At 72.2% G+C, this 15,541-nt stretch carries 17 protein-coding genes and 2 tRNA genes; 9 read left to right on the top strand and 10 right to left on the bottom strand.

Annotated features, from left to right (window positions below; all coding sequences use genetic code 11):
* The first annotated feature begins 77 nt into the window (after positions 1 to 77).
* Both I4I82_RS07035 and I4I82_RS07030 read left to right on the top strand, forming a co-directional pair.
* A complete protein-coding gene (locus I4I82_RS07035) occupies positions 78 to 1,322 on the top strand; it encodes an AI-2E family transporter (RefSeq protein ID WP_218594058.1) in 1,245 nt (414 codons plus the stop codon).
* A 61-nt stretch (positions 1,323 to 1,383) separates the two neighbouring features.
* Positions 1,384 to 1,974, top strand: coding sequence for a DUF937 domain-containing protein (locus I4I82_RS07030; protein WP_218595503.1), 591 nt, complete (start codon positions 1,384 to 1,386; stop codon positions 1,972 to 1,974).
* A gap of 71 nt (positions 1,975 to 2,045) precedes the next feature.
* Here I4I82_RS07030 and I4I82_RS07025 read toward each other — a convergent pair whose 3' ends face one another.
* A complete protein-coding gene (locus I4I82_RS07025; protein ID WP_218592846.1) occupies positions 2,046 to 2,714 on the bottom strand; it encodes a DUF429 domain-containing protein in 669 nt (222 codons plus the stop codon).
* A 17-nt stretch (positions 2,715 to 2,731) separates the two neighbouring features.
* Between I4I82_RS07025 and I4I82_RS07020 the strand changes: the two genes are divergently transcribed.
* From I4I82_RS07020 to I4I82_RS07010, 3 genes are all read left to right on the top strand, one after another.
* Positions 2,732 to 3,205 (top strand): ribose-5-phosphate isomerase, encoded by a 474-nt coding sequence (locus I4I82_RS07020; RefSeq protein WP_218592845.1) that lies wholly within the window; start codon positions 2,732 to 2,734, stop codon positions 3,203 to 3,205.
* Positions 3,198 to 4,010 (top strand): Fpg/Nei family DNA glycosylase, encoded by an 813-nt coding sequence (locus I4I82_RS07015; RefSeq protein WP_218592844.1) that lies wholly within the window; start codon positions 3,198 to 3,200, stop codon positions 4,008 to 4,010. The genes I4I82_RS07020 and I4I82_RS07015 overlap by 8 nt, the downstream gene beginning before the upstream one ends.
* A gap of 202 nt (positions 4,011 to 4,212) precedes the next feature.
* Entirely contained in the window at positions 4,213 to 4,365 is a 153-nt protein-coding gene (locus I4I82_RS07010) for a hypothetical protein (RefSeq protein WP_218595502.1), read from the top strand.
* Between the two features lie 30 nt (positions 4,366 to 4,395).
* On the opposite strand, the gene I4I82_RS07005 is transcribed toward I4I82_RS07010, so the two are convergent.
* The 6 genes from I4I82_RS07005 to I4I82_RS06980 form a co-directional block, all read right to left on the bottom strand.
* Positions 4,396 to 5,391: a sigma-70 family RNA polymerase sigma factor gene (locus I4I82_RS07005; RefSeq protein ID WP_226369918.1), complete on the bottom strand. Its 996-nt coding sequence runs from the start codon at positions 5,389 to 5,391 to the stop codon at positions 4,396 to 4,398.
* 55 nt (positions 5,392 to 5,446) lie between these two features.
* Positions 5,447 to 5,929 carry a VOC family protein gene (locus I4I82_RS07000; RefSeq protein WP_218595500.1) on the bottom strand — a complete coding sequence of 161 codons (483 nt, stop codon included), beginning with the start codon at positions 5,927 to 5,929 and terminating at the stop codon, positions 5,447 to 5,449.
* Positions 5,930 to 6,207: 278 nt separating this feature from the next.
* Positions 6,208 to 6,281, bottom strand: a tRNA-Pro gene (locus I4I82_RS06995).
* 72 nt (positions 6,282 to 6,353) lie between these two features.
* A complete protein-coding gene (locus I4I82_RS06990) occupies positions 6,354 to 7,274 on the bottom strand; it encodes an ArsA family ATPase (protein ID WP_226369917.1) in 921 nt (306 codons plus the stop codon).
* Positions 7,275 to 7,279: 5 nt separating this feature from the next.
* A complete protein-coding gene (locus I4I82_RS06985) occupies positions 7,280 to 7,549 on the bottom strand; it encodes a cory-CC-star protein (protein ID WP_218592840.1) in 270 nt (89 codons plus the stop codon).
* Positions 7,539 to 9,272, bottom strand: a complete 1,734-nt coding sequence (locus I4I82_RS06980; RefSeq protein ID WP_218592839.1) for a carbon starvation CstA family protein — start codon at positions 9,270 to 9,272, stop codon at positions 7,539 to 7,541. The genes I4I82_RS06985 and I4I82_RS06980 overlap by 11 nt, the downstream gene beginning before the upstream one ends.
* A 174-nt stretch (positions 9,273 to 9,446) precedes the next feature.
* Between I4I82_RS06980 and I4I82_RS06975 the strand changes: the two genes are divergently transcribed.
* Positions 9,447 to 10,166, top strand: a complete 720-nt coding sequence (locus tag I4I82_RS06975; protein WP_218592838.1) for a hypothetical protein — start codon at positions 9,447 to 9,449, stop codon at positions 10,164 to 10,166.
* A 107-nt stretch (positions 10,167 to 10,273) separates the two neighbouring features.
* Positions 10,274 to 10,344 (top strand) — tRNA-Gly (locus tag I4I82_RS06970).
* A 254-nt stretch (positions 10,345 to 10,598) separates the two neighbouring features.
* On the opposite strand, the gene I4I82_RS06965 is transcribed toward I4I82_RS06970, so the two are convergent.
* Both I4I82_RS06965 and I4I82_RS06960 read right to left on the bottom strand, forming a co-directional pair.
* Positions 10,599 to 11,084 (bottom strand): hypothetical protein, encoded by a 486-nt coding sequence (locus tag I4I82_RS06965; protein WP_218592837.1) that lies wholly within the window; start codon positions 11,082 to 11,084, stop codon positions 10,599 to 10,601.
* A 1,234-nt stretch (positions 11,085 to 12,318) separates the two neighbouring features.
* Positions 12,319 to 12,912, bottom strand: coding sequence for a TetR/AcrR family transcriptional regulator (locus I4I82_RS06960; RefSeq protein WP_218595499.1), 594 nt, complete (start codon positions 12,910 to 12,912; stop codon positions 12,319 to 12,321).
* A 90-nt stretch (positions 12,913 to 13,002) separates the two neighbouring features.
* On the opposite strand from I4I82_RS06960, the gene I4I82_RS06955 reads away from it, so the two are divergent.
* Positions 13,003 to 13,959, top strand: a complete 957-nt coding sequence (locus tag I4I82_RS06955) for an NAD-dependent epimerase/dehydratase family protein (RefSeq protein WP_218595498.1) — start codon at positions 13,003 to 13,005, stop codon at positions 13,957 to 13,959.
* A 376-nt stretch (positions 13,960 to 14,335) separates the two neighbouring features.
* On the opposite strand, the gene I4I82_RS06950 is transcribed toward I4I82_RS06955, so the two are convergent.
* Entirely contained in the window at positions 14,336 to 14,521 is a 186-nt protein-coding gene (locus tag I4I82_RS06950) for a hypothetical protein (RefSeq protein ID WP_218595497.1), read from the bottom strand.
* A gap of 183 nt (positions 14,522 to 14,704) precedes the next feature.
* On the opposite strand from I4I82_RS06950, the gene I4I82_RS06945 reads away from it, so the two are divergent.
* Entirely contained in the window at positions 14,705 to 15,478 is a 774-nt protein-coding gene (locus I4I82_RS06945; RefSeq protein ID WP_218595496.1) for a MerR family transcriptional regulator, read from the top strand.
* Positions 15,479 to 15,541 lie beyond the last annotated feature (63 nt).

Raw genomic sequence — 15,541 nt, 5'->3', positions numbered from 1 at the left:
GCCGACGCTAGAAGTTGAACCGCGGTGCAGGTCAATCCCATCCGTCGCGCGCGGCCGATCTCTGGGAACCTGACGCCGTGACGACGACGGACGGGACCAACCGCGGGCGCGGCACCGCGATCGGTGACGGGGTGAGCTGGGCGGCCCGGTGGAGCCTGCGGCTGCTGCTGGTCGCGGCGGGCACGGTCCTGCTGTGGCTGCTGATCGGGGCGCTGTGGTCGGTGGTGCTGCCGACGCTGCTCGCCGTGATCCTCGCGACGGTGCTGTGGCCGCCCACGGCCTTCCTGCGCCGGCACAGGTTCCCGCCCGCGCTCGCGGCGGCCACGGTCCTGCTGGGCGGGATCGTCGTGCTCGCCGGGATGGTCACGCTGATCGGCACGTCGATCTCGGGCAGCATCGGCCAGATCGCCGCCAGCGCCACGGGCGGCATCCAGGCCATCCAGGAGTGGCTGTCCGGGCCCCCGCTCAACCTCGCTCAGAGCCAGCTCGACGACTACGTCCAGCAGGCCACGGCGCAGCTGCAGCAGAGCGTGTCGACGATCGCCACGAGCGTGGTCACGGGCGCCGGGAGCGTCGCGTCGGGCGTCGTCACCGCCGTGCTGACGCTCGTGCTCGCGTTCCTGTTCGTCAAGGACGGGCCGCGCTTCCTGCCCTGGGTCCGCACGGTCGCGGGGGGCGGGGCCGGGAGCCACATCGCCGAGGTGCTGCGCAGGATCTGGAAGACCGTCGGCGACTTCATCCGCACGCAGGCGATCGTCGCCCTCGTCGACGCCGTCCTGATCGGTGCGGGCCTGCTGGTGCTGGGCGTCCCGCTGGCGCTGCCGCTGGCCGTCCTCACGTTCCTCGGCGGGTTCGTCCCGATCGTCGGGGCGATCGTGGCCGGTGCGCTGGGCGTGCTGGTCGCGCTGGTCAGCAACGGCTTCACGACGGCGGTCATCGTCCTGGCGATCATCGTCGCGGTGCAGCAGATCGAGGGCAACGTGCTGCAGCCGATCCTGCAGTCGCGCAGCCTGGGCCTGCACTCGGCCGTCGTGCTGCTCGCGGTCACCGGCGGCAGCACGCTCTACGGCATCGCCGGCGCGTTCCTCGCGGTGCCGGCCGCGGCCGCCGCAGCGGTGGTGATCCGGTACATGGGGGAGCGGATCGACGAGCGCACGGGCGCCGCGGGCACGGAGGACGCCTCGATGCCCGACCCGGGCCCGGCCACCTACGACGAGGGACCTACGCCACCGGAGGACGAGCATGCCGACGGGGCCACCGGCGGATCCGCCGGCGACGGGCGGGAGCCCGAGCCGGGAGCGGCCGTCGAGAAACGGGAATGATCACCGCTAGGCTGCCGGTCGTCGCCACCCTAGGGGGTGGCCCCTCGAGAAGGCGGCCCTCATGAGCCCTGTGGACGAGATCCTCTCGCAGATCCCGATGGGCCTGCTGGCCGATCGGCTCGGCGTCGACGAGAAGACGGCCGAGCAGGCCTCCCGCCAGGCGCTGCCCGCGCTGCTGGGCGGCATCCAGGCCAACACCGACGACCCCGGCGGCGCGTCGTCGTTCGCGAGCGCGGTGCAGCAGCACGACGCCGGCCTCGTCGACGGCGGCGTCGACCTCGGGCAGGTCGACACCGCGCAGGGCGACAAGATCGTCGGGCACGTGTTCGGCGCGAACCGCGGCCAGGTCGTGCAGCAGCTCGGCAACACCGGGCCGCTCGGCGGGCAGGTGGGCCAGGAGCTGATCGCGAAGCTGCTGCCGATCCTCGCGCCGATCGTGATGTCGTGGATCGCGTCGAAGCTCACCGGCGGTGCGGCGGCGGCCCTGCCCCCCACCCCCGCGCCCGCCCCGCAGGCCCCCGCGGGCGGCGGCGGCGGCATCGGTGACGTGCTCGGCGGCATCCTCGGCGGCGTGCTCGCCGGCGGCGGCTCCGGCGGTGCCCCGAACATCGGCGACCTGCTCGGCGGCCTCCTCGGCGGCGGGCGCAAGTAGCCCGCTGCCTTTGCTCTGAGCACCGATGCGCACCACTGAAGGCGGTGCGTATCGGTGTCCAGAGCAAAGGGCTACACCACCACCCGCATCGGCCGCCCCCGGTCGTCGACCTCCGCGCCGAGCAGCTCGGCCGTCCCGTCCGCGTAGCGCCGCGCCGACCAGGCCGCCGCCAGCGCGTCCAGCACGTCGTCCAGGCGCGCCCCGGCGGGCAGGTCCGCCAGGGCCGCGGGCGCGTCGATCCAGCGGTGCAGCGCCGCCACGCGCTGCCCCGCGCCGCGGGCCGACTTCTTCGGCGCGAAGGCCACGTCGGGCGCGATCCGGCGCAGCGCGAGCTCCGGGTGCACCTCGACGACGTGCGCGGGCCGCTCGGGCAGCGCGTCCCAGTCGAGGATCTTCGGCCCGATGTGGAAGCTCTGCAGGCTGATCGCGCGCCCGGTCAGTTCCCGGGCGACGACGCAGGCTGCGGCGTGGTCCGGTGCCTGCAGCACCGCGCGCGGCGGTGCCGGGAACACCGACGACCGCGCCCGTCCCAGTTCCCTCGCGGTCGCGACGTCGCACGCGCGGGGCTCCGGTCCGGGCGTCAGCCCCAGCGGGATGTCGACGCCCACCGCGGCGCACCCGGCGGTCGCGACGAGCACCGCTGCGGCGTCCGCGCACACCGTCCAGCCGACGCGCCCGCGCTCCACCCGGGCCACGACCCAGCCGCCGGGAACCCCGTCCACCCCGGCCACCGCGCTCATGGGGCACGATTGTGCCCGTGCGCGTCTACCTGGGTTCCGACCACGCCGGCTTCGAGCTCAAGGCGAAGCTGGTGGAGCACCTGACCACCCTGGGCCTGGAACCGATCGACGTCGGTCCGGCCACCTACGACCCGGACGACGACTACCCGCCCTACTGCGTCGAGGCCGCGCTGCGCACGGTCGAGGACGACGAGAGCCTCGGCGTCGTCATCGGCGGCTCCGGCAACGGCGAGCAGATCGCGGCCAACAAGGTCCCCGGCTGCCGCGCCGCGCTGGCCTACAACGACGAGACCGCGAAGCTCGCCCGCGAGCACAACGACGCGCAGGTCGTCGCGATCGGCGCGCGGATGCACATCCTCGAGGAGGCGCTGGCCATCGTGGAGACGTTCCTGACCACGCCGTTCTCCGAGAACCCCCGCCACGCGCGGCGCATCGAGATGCTGGCCGAGTACGAGAGATCGGGCGAGGCCCCCGCCCTGCCCCGTGCCTGAGGGCCACACGCTCCACCGCCTCGCCCGCACCCACCGGCGCCGCTTCGCGGGGAGGCCGGTGGAGGTCTCCAGCCCGCAGGGCCGGTTCGCCACCAGCGCGGAGATCGTCGACGGGCGGGTGCTGGAGCGCACCGAGGCGCACGGCAAGCACCTGTTCCACCACTACGGCCCGGACCTCGTCGTCCACGTCCACCTCGGGCTGTACGGGAAGTTCAGCGACGTGAAGACACCGGTGGACCCGCCGCGCGGGCTCGTGCGGATGCGGATGGTCGGGCCGTCGCACTACGCCGACCTGCGCGGTCCGACGGCCTGCGAGCTGATCACCGACGCCGAGGTCGACGCGATCCACGACCGCCTGGGTGCCGACCCGCTGCGCCTCGACGCCGACCCCGACCGTGCCTGGGCCCGCATCTCCCGCTCCCGCGCGCCGCTGGCCACGCTGCTCATGGACCAGACGGTGATCGCCGGCGTCGGCAACGTCTACCGGGCCGAGGCCCTGTTCCGGCTCGGCCTCGACCCGCAGCTGCCGGGGAAGGCGCTCGACCGCCCCACCTGGGAGGCGCTGTGGGCCGACCTCGTCGAGATGCTCCGCGACGGCGTGAAGCGCGGCAAGATCGAGACGCTGCGGCCCGAGGACGACCCCCGCATGCTCGACGCCCCCGACCGCGGCGCGCTGTGCGCCCGCAAGGTCTACGCCTACCGCCGCACCGGGCGCCCCTGCCTGGTCTGCGGCACCCCGATCGCGCACGAGCGGCACCTCGCCCGCAACCTGTTCTGGTGCCCGACCTGTCAGCCGGCGGCCTGAGCCCGCGCGTCGGCTGGGGTGGGCCCGCGCCGTCCGGGCACGGACGACGCGGACCCGGCCGGCGGCGGGAGGGGGTCCGCCACCGGCGGTGTGGCGCGGGAACGCCACGCCACAGCGGAAGAGTCGGAGCCGATGATCGTTCCGTTACGCACGCGCAGTGACCGGAGCGCGAATGACAGGGGTGTCATTTAGCATCGGGGGCATGGACGCACTGACGGGCACAACGGTCTGGTGGGCCTGCACCGACTGCGGGATCGACGTGGAGCTGGCTGGGGTCGACGGCGGGGTCGCCGTGCCCTGCCCCGACTGCACCGGCGAGCTGGCCGAGCAGTGGCGATGGGACGCAGCGGCCTGAGCCGGTCGCCGCACCACCACTACTGCTCCGTCAGGACGCCGCCGGGGGCCACGGCTGCCCGGGGGCGAGGTGGGTCGGCAGGCCGAACTCCGGGAACAGCCTCGCGTCGATGAAGCTGTGCTGCGCGGCGATCCGGTCGCCCCGGAACTCGAGCAGCTGGATGCCCCACGGGGCGTGCCCGCCCTGGCCGTCGGGGCGGTAGGAGCCGAAGCCGTGCAGCCCGTTGCCGGTGACGGGGAGCAGCCGCGAGCCGCGGCAGCCGCTGCCCGGGCCGACGAACCACTTCGCCAGCTCGTCGCGCCCCTGCAGCCACAGCTCGAAGGGCGGCATGGAGAGCACCGCGTCCTCGTGGAGCAGCGAGACCAGCGCCGGGATGTCGTAGCTCTCGAACGCCGTGAGGTAGCGGGTGAGCAGCACCTGCTGGTCGGCGGTGACGGGCGCGGTCTGCTCGACGTCGCGCGCGGCGAGCGTGGCGCGGGCGCGCTGCAGCGCGCTGTTGACCGACGCCACCGACGTCTCCAGCAGCTCCGCCACCTCGCTGGCCTGCCAGGCGAGGACCTCGCGCAGGATGAGCACCGACCGCTGGCGGGCGGGCAGGAGCTGCAGCGCCGCGACGAACGCGAGCTTGATGCTCTCCCGCGCCGCCGTGAGCTCGGCGGGGTCGGCCGTGGTGGGCAGCACGCGCTCGTCGGGCACCGGCCCCACCCACTCGTACTCGGAGCGGGTGCTCCGCGTGAACTCCTCCACCAGCGACGACGGCCCCAGGTCGACCGGCCGCGCTCTGCGCTTGCTGCTGCGCAGCATGTCGAGGCAGACGTTGGTGGCGATGCGGTAGAGCCACGAGCGCACCGCCGAGCGCCCCTCGAAGCCGTCGGCCTTGCGCCACGCGCGCACGAGCGTCTCCTGGACGGCGTCGTCGGCCTCGAAGGAGGAGCCCAGCATCCGGTAGCAGTAGCCGGTGAGCTCGCGCCGGTACTGCTCCATCTCCTCGGGACGGACGTCGCCGCGATCCGTGGTGGTCGTCACGCGGGCGACCCTACAACCGGGCTCCGACAGTACGGCCGTCATATCGGGAAGCGCCTCAGGCCGGGACGGCGTCGGCGGCGCGGCGCAGCTCGGCGATGTCGATGCGGCCCATGCGCAGCATCGCCTGCACGGCGCGCTCGGCACGCTCACGGTCGGGGTCCTCGATCAGCTCGTGCAGCTCCACCGGGTCGACCTGCCAGGACACCCCGAACCGGTCGGTCACCCAGCCGCACGGGCCCTCCTGGCCGCCGTCGGACAGCGAGTTCCAGTAGTGGTCGACCTCCTCCTGCCCCGAGCAGCGGATCTGGAACGAGACCGCCTCGCTGAAGCGGAACTGGTCGCCGCCGTTGAGCCCGGTGTAGGGCCGGCCGTCGAGGGTGAACTCGACGGTCATCACGCCGCCCTCGGGGCCGGGCGTGTCCGGGCCGTACCGGGTGACGGTGCCGACCGCCGAGTCCGGGAAGACCGAGACGTAGAACGCGGCGGCCTGCTCGGCGACACCGTGGTCGAACCACAGGCAGGGGACGGTGGTGGGCATCGGACTCCTCCATCTCGCGGGCGTGCGTGGGTGCCTACGGAGGGAGGACGTCGCAGGCGTCCCGGACTCATCGGTTCGTGCGGGTGCCTCGCCAGGAGCGGTGGACGTGGATGTCGCCGCCGGAGGGCCCGGGCGGCGCTCGCGTTCCTCGTGCGGGATGAGCCCGCGCCACACCGGTCCCGTGCGCCGCGCACCGGCTGCGGCCGATGTGGCACGTGGGGACCGGTGTGCGGACGGCCCGGCGACGGAGCCGCCGCGCGTCCCGTGCGCTGCACCGGTCGGGGTGGCGGGATTTGAACCCACGGCCCCTCGCTCCCAAAGCGAGTGCGCTACCAAGCTGCGCCACACCCCGTGTCCTGCCTGCAGAGGGTAGCGCGGTCGGCGGCGGAGCTCCCGGCGGCGACGGGCACCCCCACAGGGCGGCTCACCAGCCCGCGCGCTCCAGCAGCTCCGCGATCCCGCGCAGTCCGGCCACCCCAGCCGGTTCACCTGCCTGCAGCGGCACCTGCGCGGCGGCCGGGAAGCGCTCGAGGACCGCGTCGAGGACCTGCTGCTGACCGGCTCGCCGCTCCTCCAGCAGGCCGGTGCCGCCCGCGGGCAGCACCCGGTTCACCACCGGCGCGCCCAGCGGGATGCCGGCGCGGTCCAGGGCGTCGACGGCGCGCAGGGTCTCCGCCCACACCATCCGCTCGGGCACCACCACCAGGTGCACCGCGGCGTCGGCGCGGAGGCGGTCGCGCAGGCCCGCCATCCGCTCGCGGCGCCGGTGCAGGCGGACCAGCAGCGGATCGGGTTCCTCGTGCCTGCCCAGCAGGCCCGCCAGCATCCGGTCGGTGCCGCGGGCCCGTTCCCGCTGCCGCGCGAGCCCCTCGATCCAGGGAGTGAGCAGTTCCGGCATCGTCAGCAGCCGCAGCATGTGGCCGGTGGGGGCGCTGTCCACCACCAGCCGGTCGTAGCGCGCCGGGACGAGCTCGATCAGCTCGCCGAGCCGGTCGAGCAGCGCCGACTCCACGGTCCCGGGGCTGTCGACGGCCCGGGCCAGGTGCTCGCGGACGGCGGGCCGCACCTGCGGCGGTAGCGCCTCCGCCGCGTCGGCCTCGATCTGCGCCACGCGCCGGCGGGCGTGCGCCTCGCCGCTGACCTCCGCGGCCCACAGGCACGTGCCGACCTCGCGGGGCTCCTCCCCGAGCCCCTCCTGCAGCACGTCGCCCAGCGAGTGCGCCGGATCGGTGGACACCACCAGGGTGCGCTGCCCGCGGCCGGCGTCGAGGACGGCGACGGCCGCGGCGAGCGTCGTCTTGCCCACGCCGCCCTTGCCGCCGAGGAACCGCAGTCGGGCGGGCACCGCGGTCAGCAGCAGACGCCCGCGTCGCCGAACTCGTCCTGACCCATCCGCAGGTGCCAGGCGTGCAGGTCGGCGACCAGGTACGGGACGAGGTCCAGGGTCTCGTAGGCGACGGGGTTGTCGACGCCGAGCGACTCCAGCAGCACCAGCGCGCGCAGCACGTCGTCCTCGCGGCGCACCTCGCGTGCGACGGCGCGGCGCAGCGGCTCCACGAACAGCTCGTCGTGGATCCGTTCCACGCCGCGCCACGCCCGCAGCAGTCGGTCAGCGATCATCGGACCCCACGTCCGGGCGCGACCCGGCCGCGGGCTGCCCGGCGGCGCTCCGCCGGGCAGCGAGCAGGGCCATCGTCGCCTCGACCATGAGCCATACGGCCAGCACGAAGATGACCAGGTCGAGCGGGGCGAGCACCCACTGGCCCGCGCGGACGAAGGTGACCAGGTTGATGATCAGTGCCCAGCTCGTCATCACCAGCAAGAACACCAGCGGCACGAGCACCGCCGTGGCGTTGCGGCCCCGGCCGGTGACCCACACCGCGATCACGGCCAGCGCCAGGCCCGCGGTGAGCTGGTTGGTGGTGCCGAACAGCTGCCAGAGCACGCCGAAGGTGTAGCCAGCCTCGCCGCCGCCGGGCAGCAGCGCCATGGCCAGCGGCACGACCACCGCGACGGTGGTGGCGGCCGTGGCGTTGCGGGCGAGCCGGGACGCCCCGGCGACCTCCGCGATCTCCTGGACGATGTAGCGCTGCAGGCGCACGCCCGTGTCCATCGTGGTGGCCGCGAAGCTGATGACGACGACGGCCGCGAAGATCGTTCCGAGGGCGATCGGGATGCCGAGGTTGCCCGCGAAGGCCGCGATCCCGCCGACGAAGTTGCCGGTGGCGCCGCCGGATGCGGTGGAGAAGTCGATGTAGAGCGCGTTCCACTCCACCTGGGTGGCCGCGACGCCCGCGGTGCAGGCGAGGATCGCGCCGAGGGCCAGCGAGCCCTCGCCGACCGCGCCCATGTAGCCGACGTAGCGGGCGTCGGTGTCGCGGTCGAGCTGCTTGGACGTGGTGCCCGAGGCGACCAGGCTGTGGAAGCCGGATATCGCGCCGCAGGCGATGGTGATGAACAGGAACGGGAACCAGTTCGGTGAACCCTCGGGAGTGTCGTTGAGGACGGGGGCCACGATCTGGTTCATCCCGACACCGATGCCGAGCAGGATGATGGCGAGCGCGATGAACAGCTGGTGGGAGTTGATGTAGTCGCGGGGCTGGAGCAGCAGCCACACCGGCAGCCGCGCGGCGACGAACGTGTACAGGAACAGCAGGACGACCCAGATGTTGCGCTCCTGCTCGACGCCGAGCACCTCCGCCAGCGGAGCCACGCTGATCGGCAGCAGCTGGCCCAGCGGGATCGTGAGGTAGAGGACGACCACGCCGATGATCGACGGCACCAGCGCCGGCGTGCGCTTGCGGTAGATGTACTGGCCGATCCCGATGGCGAGCGGGATCTCCAGCAGGATCGGCAGCACCGCGCCGGGGTTGGCCACGAAGAGGTTGCCGATGACCACGGCGAACACGGCGTTGACCAGGGTGAGCAGGAAGAAGATGATCAGCAGGAAGAGCGTCCGGGCCCGCTTGTTGATCACCTCGCTGGCCAGTGTGCCGACGCTCTTGGCCCGGTGGCGGACCGAGACCACGATGGACCCGAAGTCGTGCACGCCGGCGGCGAAGATGGTGCCCAGCACCACCCACGCCAGTGCCGGTCCCCAGCCCCAGAAGACCGCGATGGAAGGACCGACGATCGGGGCGGCGCCGGCGACGGACGTGAAGTGGTGCCCGAACAGGACGTGCCGGTTGGTGGGCAGGAAGTCGACACCGTCGCGGAAGGCGTGCGCGGGGGTGGGCAGGGAGTCGTCGAGCGCGAACACCTTGCGCGCCAGGTAGCTGGAGTAGTAGCGGTAACCGACGGCGAACAGGGCCAGTACGGTCAGTGCGACCACGATCGCGGGCATGTGACTCCCCCTCGACGAGCGGTGGCGGGGAACGCCGGATGTGACCACGCTAACAGTCGGACGCCGCCGAGGGGATGATGACAAGTGGACGATTTCGGACGGATCTGGCACCGGGCCACGACCTGCGAGCTGGTCTGGGTGGACCACGGTGATCGGCCCCGCGCCGTCAGCTCCGTGCCCCTCCTGGACGACGGCGTGCCGTGCGTCGCGCTGACCTACGACCACGCCGACCTGCGTCCCTCCCTCGCCGCCGCGACCGCGGTGGCGCTCGCCGTCACCGACTCGCGCTCACTGCCCGCGGGCGTCGACGCCGTGGCGGCCGTCGGAAGGGCCAGTGTCGTCGACGACCTCGCCGGCGAGCGCTTCGGCGACGACCTGGTGGGCCAGGAGCTGCGCAAGTACCCGCCTGCGCGGACGCTGGTCGACAGCCTTCTGCTGAGGCGGGAGAACTGGTGGTACCTGCCCCGCATCCTGATCCGGCTCGACCGGGTCGGGGAGGTCCGGCGGCTGACGCCGCGGCGGGACGCCGACCGGGACGCGCTGCTCGTCCGCGACGACGGGGGCGGGCTGCGGCTGGACGTGGTCTCCGCAGCGGACTGGACGGCTCCGGTCGTCGCCCTGCGGGCGGACACGCCGCTGCGCGGAGACGGTGGGCCCGTACTGGCCCACGGGCACGACCACAGCATCGACCGGGAGCGGTGGGAGGGCTGGGACGTCCTCGGGACGCTCGAAGGCGACCGGCTGACCGCGCGGGAGCGCCACGGGCACGCCGTGCTCGACCCGGCACCGCCGACGCTCCTGCAGCGCTGGCGGCGCGCCCGTGCGCTGGAGCGCGGCTGCCGTCGGGGGATCGCGAGCGGTGAGCGCGACGGGACGGTGGGACGCCAGGGGTGAGGACCGGGACGGCGCTGCGAGCGGTGCACGACGACCCGGCCGACGCCGTCGAGCTGCCGAGCGGGGGTGTTCGCTACAGTGGCACTGCCCGGGTGATCCCGGGCGCTGCGGGCGTAGCTCAATGGTAGAGCCCTAGTCTTCCAAACTAGCTACGCGGGTTCGATTCCCGTCGCCCGCTCTAGCGTCCGATCAGGCATTTTGCTGTGTAAGCATGTGATCCCTCGAGTCTTGGCCATCCGAGTCGAGAGAGACTCCTAGTCCGCGCTGGACGGCAGCGGCACCGGGTTTGCGGGCCCGGTTCGCAGTCGGGAGTGCATTTCGTGGATACGCCGGAGTCTCGTAGGCAGTCGACCGAAGCTCGGGGACGGTTACGATCTGAGTCTCTTATAGCCGGGGTGCGCGAGATCCTGGCTACTCCCGGCCGCTGATGGGTCAGCCGGCTCGACGACGCCCTGCGGGAACATTGGTCCGGCGAGGTCGAGTGGTGCGGTCTTGAATCCCTCCGACCGGGGTGTGCTTCTGGCCGTCAGCGTCTTGCTTGCCGGCGCTGCTCGTGAGCTGGCTGGCGCGCTGGTAGGAGACTCCCAGGACGGCGCCCAGTTCGCGCACGGACAGTCCGGCGTTCTTGAGTTCGGCGGCGGCGGCTCGGAGTTCGGTGGCTGCGTGAAAGCGGGCTTTGGCTTCGGCGTCTCGGGCCCGCTCGACCTCGGACAGGTGTGCTTCCACGCTGTCGGGAAGCTGGATCCGTACATCGAGTCCGATGGTTCCAGGTTCGGCGCCGGTCATGATCGCGATCAGGTCGCGGGCCATGTTGTCGACTTCGTTGATAGTGCGGGCTTGGGTGACTCGGTCGATCTCTGGCACCTCGATGTGCCAGAGCTTCCCGTCGCGTGACACCAGCGCGGTGTAGGTGTTCATCGTCGCCACCATCTTTCCCCAACTTGTCCTGGCACTCGCGGTAGATCCCCTCCGTGGTGCGCTCGTTCACTTCGCGGTGGCGGGGGATCGGGATGATGACGCCGTCGAGTGAGTAGATCGTGTGGTTGGCGCCCTCGCGGTCGAGGGCGAAGTCGAGGCCCTGTCGCTTCGCCTCCCCGGCGATGCGCTTCACGATGTCCCTCGGCTTGGTCACAGAGTAAGTCTATCCCGCGCTAGACACAAGGCGTCAAGCCTGCCCTAGACGAATCGGCTTTCGGCCGGTGTGCGCGCATCGCACGCGGGACGGCCTTGGTCGTACCGCGCCTCACGGTCATGGGATCAAATGTGGTGCGAAACAGCGGATGCGAGAGTGGTTAGAGACACCCGTAGGCGGGTCGCGCTGGGCTTCCGTTGCAGGTAGAGGCTCTGGTGTACGCCGATCGGGTGCCTTCCAAACTAGCTACGCGGGTTCGATTCCTGTCGCCCGCTCCCTGCTTGACCTGGAGTTTTGCGGTGTAGTTGCGATCGTCCCTCGCCCCGTGCGGTGCGAAATGTGGCATGAGTCAACTGGTGATGCGAACTCGGGATGATCTCTGTGGTCGATGCGCACCCCGTCAGTAGTCTCGCCGAGCAGCTGAGCCTGCTGAAGACCGGCACGGTGCTGGGTTGGTAGATGCAGGTCGGAGGAATCTCCGGTGTCGGCACGGCTGCTACCACTGCAGCGGAGATCGAGAACGGCAAGCTGGCTGGTGTCGACAGGGCGAACCGGTACGCGCTGCGCTCTACGGAGACCTGCCGGTCTTGGCCGTCCTCGGCATCGTGGCGATCAATGCTTCGGTCGGTCGGACCATGGTCGCCAACTGGTGCGCGTCGTCCTGATCGAGCGGCCTGATCACCTGGCGAGCAGGACCAGTCCTTCGTGCTCGGTGAAGTCTCCCCGAGGGTCACGAAGGTGCTGCCGGCCCGGGTGCCGACGATCTCGTGCAGCAGCGCGGGGGTAGGCGCTGCTTGATGATCAGTGACGCGACGTCGATGTCGAGGGCGACCTGCCGCCGGCGGTTGCGGATCGGTGGCGCGGCCTCGCTACCAGTCCGAGCACCTCCGGAAGCCACCACAGGTCGTCGCGCTGCTCGGCGCTCGGGTTCGGTCGAGATCAGGTTCCCGCAGGCCGGACGAGATCGGATGGTCACGCCCGGTACCGCGTCTGTCGTCGCCGCAGCTACCGGCGGTGCGGTCACGAGCCGGCGAGCACTGCTCGGAGACCGTTCGCATACGACGCCGGGTCGACGTCTGCGAGCAGCAGTCGCTGGAGGATGAAGCCCGGCACCAGGCCGAAGTAGACCTGCCCGGCGGCCACGGTATCGGTTCCGGCCGGGAGCAGACCGGCGACGACGGCCCGCTCGGCGTAGTTGACGAACAGCCCGCGCACTCGTCGGTACCCGGAGCGGGCGAGCGCGCCCAGGTCGTCGTCACGCAGTGCCTCCGCCCAGACCTGGACGGCCATCCGCAGCGCGGCGTCCTCTGCGGCGAACGGATCGATCGCGGCGACCACCCCGGCGATGGCGTCCGCCGGAGCCGGCACGGGGTCGGCCAGCAGGACCTCGGCCAGCCGGGGAACGGCGGCCGCGACCGACTGCTCGGCCACCGCCGAGACCAGATCGCCCTTGCTGCGGAAGTAGCGGTATACCGCACCCGTCGACAGGCCTGACTCGCGCAGGACGTCCTGCACCGTCGTGGCGTGGAAGCCCTGCCGAGCGAAGCAGTGCGCTGCCGCCTCGACGATCTGGGCCCGGCGCGCGTCGAGGTGTTGCTGGCTGACCTTGGGCACCGTCCCAAATTAAAGCGAACGCTCGTTCTTGACAACCGGGAAGAGGGAGCGTCTCATAGAAGGACTGTTCGTTTTAGAAGGGGTACCCCGATGACAACCCAGGAGTTGCACGTCGTCGTCGGCGCCAGCGGAGGCACCGGCACGGCTCTCGTCCGGGAGCTGCACGCAGCGGGCCTGCACGTCCGCGCCGTCCATCGCGCGGGCGACATGGCCGCCCCCTACGGCGTCGAGGTCGTCGCGGCCGACGCCACGGATGCGACCGGGATGCGCGCCGCGTGCGCAGGCGCCGCGGTGGTCTACAACTGCATCAACCCACCCTTCCGCAGCTGGCGCGAGCTGTTCCCTCCCGCACTGGACGGCGTGCTCGCCGGGGCCGGTGCCGCGGGAGCCGTGCACGTGTTCGCGGACGACACATGGATGTACGGCAGGGTCCACGGACCCATGACCGAGGACACTCCGTACCGGCCCGTGAGCGCGAAGGGAACGCTGCGAGCGTGGCTCGCTGAGCGGGTCCTGGCCGCCCACCACCGGGGAGAGGTCCGCACTGTCATCGGGCGGGCAGGCGAGCTCTACGGCCCGCGCGTGGAGTCGCTACTCGGGCGCAACGTTATCGGTGCGGCGCTGAAAGGCGGCACCGCCCGCTGGGTCGGGAGACCCGACGTCGCAATCACACCGATGTTCGTCGACGACTTCGCGCGGGCCCTTGTCGTGTTGGGGAAGGAGACCGGCTCTCACGGCGCGGTCTGGCACGTTCCGCACGCCGAACCGCTGACCGGACGCGAGTTCGTGCGACTCGCGTTCGAAGCCGCCGGCACGCGACCCCGGATGACGACCCACGGCTCGGTCACCGCGCGCGCCCTCGGTTTGATCTCTGCCCTCGCCCGCGAAGGCGCAGAGATGATCTACCAGTTCGAAGCGCCGTTCGTCGTGGAGGGGTCTCGTTTCGCGCGCGAGTTCGGCGCGATACCCACCCCGCACGTGGAGGCGATCCGTAGCACCCTCGACTGGTACCGCGACCACCCGGGTCCGCTGCGGCTCGGCGTTTGACCTGAGTCGTTCCGGGTGCAGGCCCAGCACCTGGGCGCAGGCAGGGAAGGCCCGGTCAACTCGATCACGTCGATCTGGGTACAGGGACAGCTCGGCCGACCGGACGGCCATGGTCGGTACCGCGCCTCACGGTCACGGGATCAACCGTCCCGGTGGGAGGCCCGATGCTCAGGTGCCGAGGAGGACCGGGCCTTCGTGCTCGGCGAAGTCCCGGAAGCCCGTGACGTTCAGCGTGGCCAGGGGCAGGTGGTGCGCCAGGCAGCAGGCGGCGGTCCAGGTGTCGTTCCGGGGGCGCGGGCGGCCACGACGTGTCGCATGTGGCGAGATCTCGCCTCAGGAGCGCGAGATCGTCGGTGCCCAGGTACCCGCCGCATGCTCAGGTGACGTCCGTGCGCCGCATGGCGTGGAGATCGGCGATGAACTCCTCGACCTCACCGTCGTCGACGATGCCGGGGCGGGCGAGGTCATCGGCCGATCGCAGCGGCCCGGAGTCGCCGAAGACGTCCTCGACGGACGGGGCGGTCGGTCGCTCGGCCGGCGGCTGCGGATCGGTCGTCGACACGGTGTGCGCCTCCCGACGGTCGAGGTGTGCGTGCGAAGAGCGAGGCAGCGCGTATCTGGTCGTAGTGTCGCGGGCCTCTCCGTGGTCGCACACCGTGGATGTGGGCCTCCGCGTCCGTGAACGCGGGAAGGAAGTCAGGATCTGGGATCGTTCCGGTGTCCCAGACCCCCGAGGAGGCCGTCCGTGGCGTGGAGCACCCGCGAGGTCGCCGAGCTCGCCGGCACCAGCCTGCGGGCCGTGCGGCACTACCACGAGGTCGGCCTGCTCCCGGAGCCCGAGCGGCGGGCCAACGGCTACAAGCAGTACACCGTCGCCCATCTCCTGCGGCTGCTGCGGATCACCCGTCTCGCCGAGCTGGGATTCTCGCTGACCCAGATATCCGCGATGGGCGAGGACGACGACCACCCGGCGGAGGCCCTGCGCACCCTCGACGCCGAGCTGGCCGCCACCATCGAGCGGCTGCAGCGCGTCCGCGCGGAGCTCGATGTCATCCTCCGCGACGCCACGCCGACCGACCTGCCGCCCGGGTTCGTCCCGGCCGACGCCGACGCCCGGCTGTCGGACGCCGACCGCGCGCTCGTCGTCGTCATGACCCGGGTGCTCGGCCCGGTGGGACTGCGGGCCTACGCCGACCTGCTGCAGGAGCCCGCCCCCGACGGGCCCGCCGGCCCGGAGTTCGACGACCTGCCCCCCGACGCCGACGAGCCCACGCGCCGGGACCTGGCCGAGCGCCTCGCCCACCACCTGCGCGCGCTGTACGTCGACCACCCCGACCTGGCCCACCCGCACACCGACGCGCCCGGCGGCGCGGCGTTCGCCGCGCAGACCGTCGGCCGGGCGATCCGGGAGCTCTACAACCCCGCGCAGATCGACGTCATGCGCCGGGCCGACGCCCTGCTCCGCGCCGGCGACGACCCCGCGGCGCCCGGTCCGGCCAGGAGCGGTGCCGCCCGGTGAGGCAGACCGTCGGAGGCACCCGGGCCGCGACAGGCAGCCGGGGCCGTCGTCGACCCGGGTGCC

Source organism: Pseudonocardia oceani, from assembly GCF_019263585.2.
Taxonomy (GTDB): domain Bacteria; phylum Actinomycetota; class Actinomycetes; order Mycobacteriales; family Pseudonocardiaceae; genus Pseudonocardia; species Pseudonocardia oceani.
This window is presented reverse-complemented; position numbering and strand designations above follow the sequence as displayed.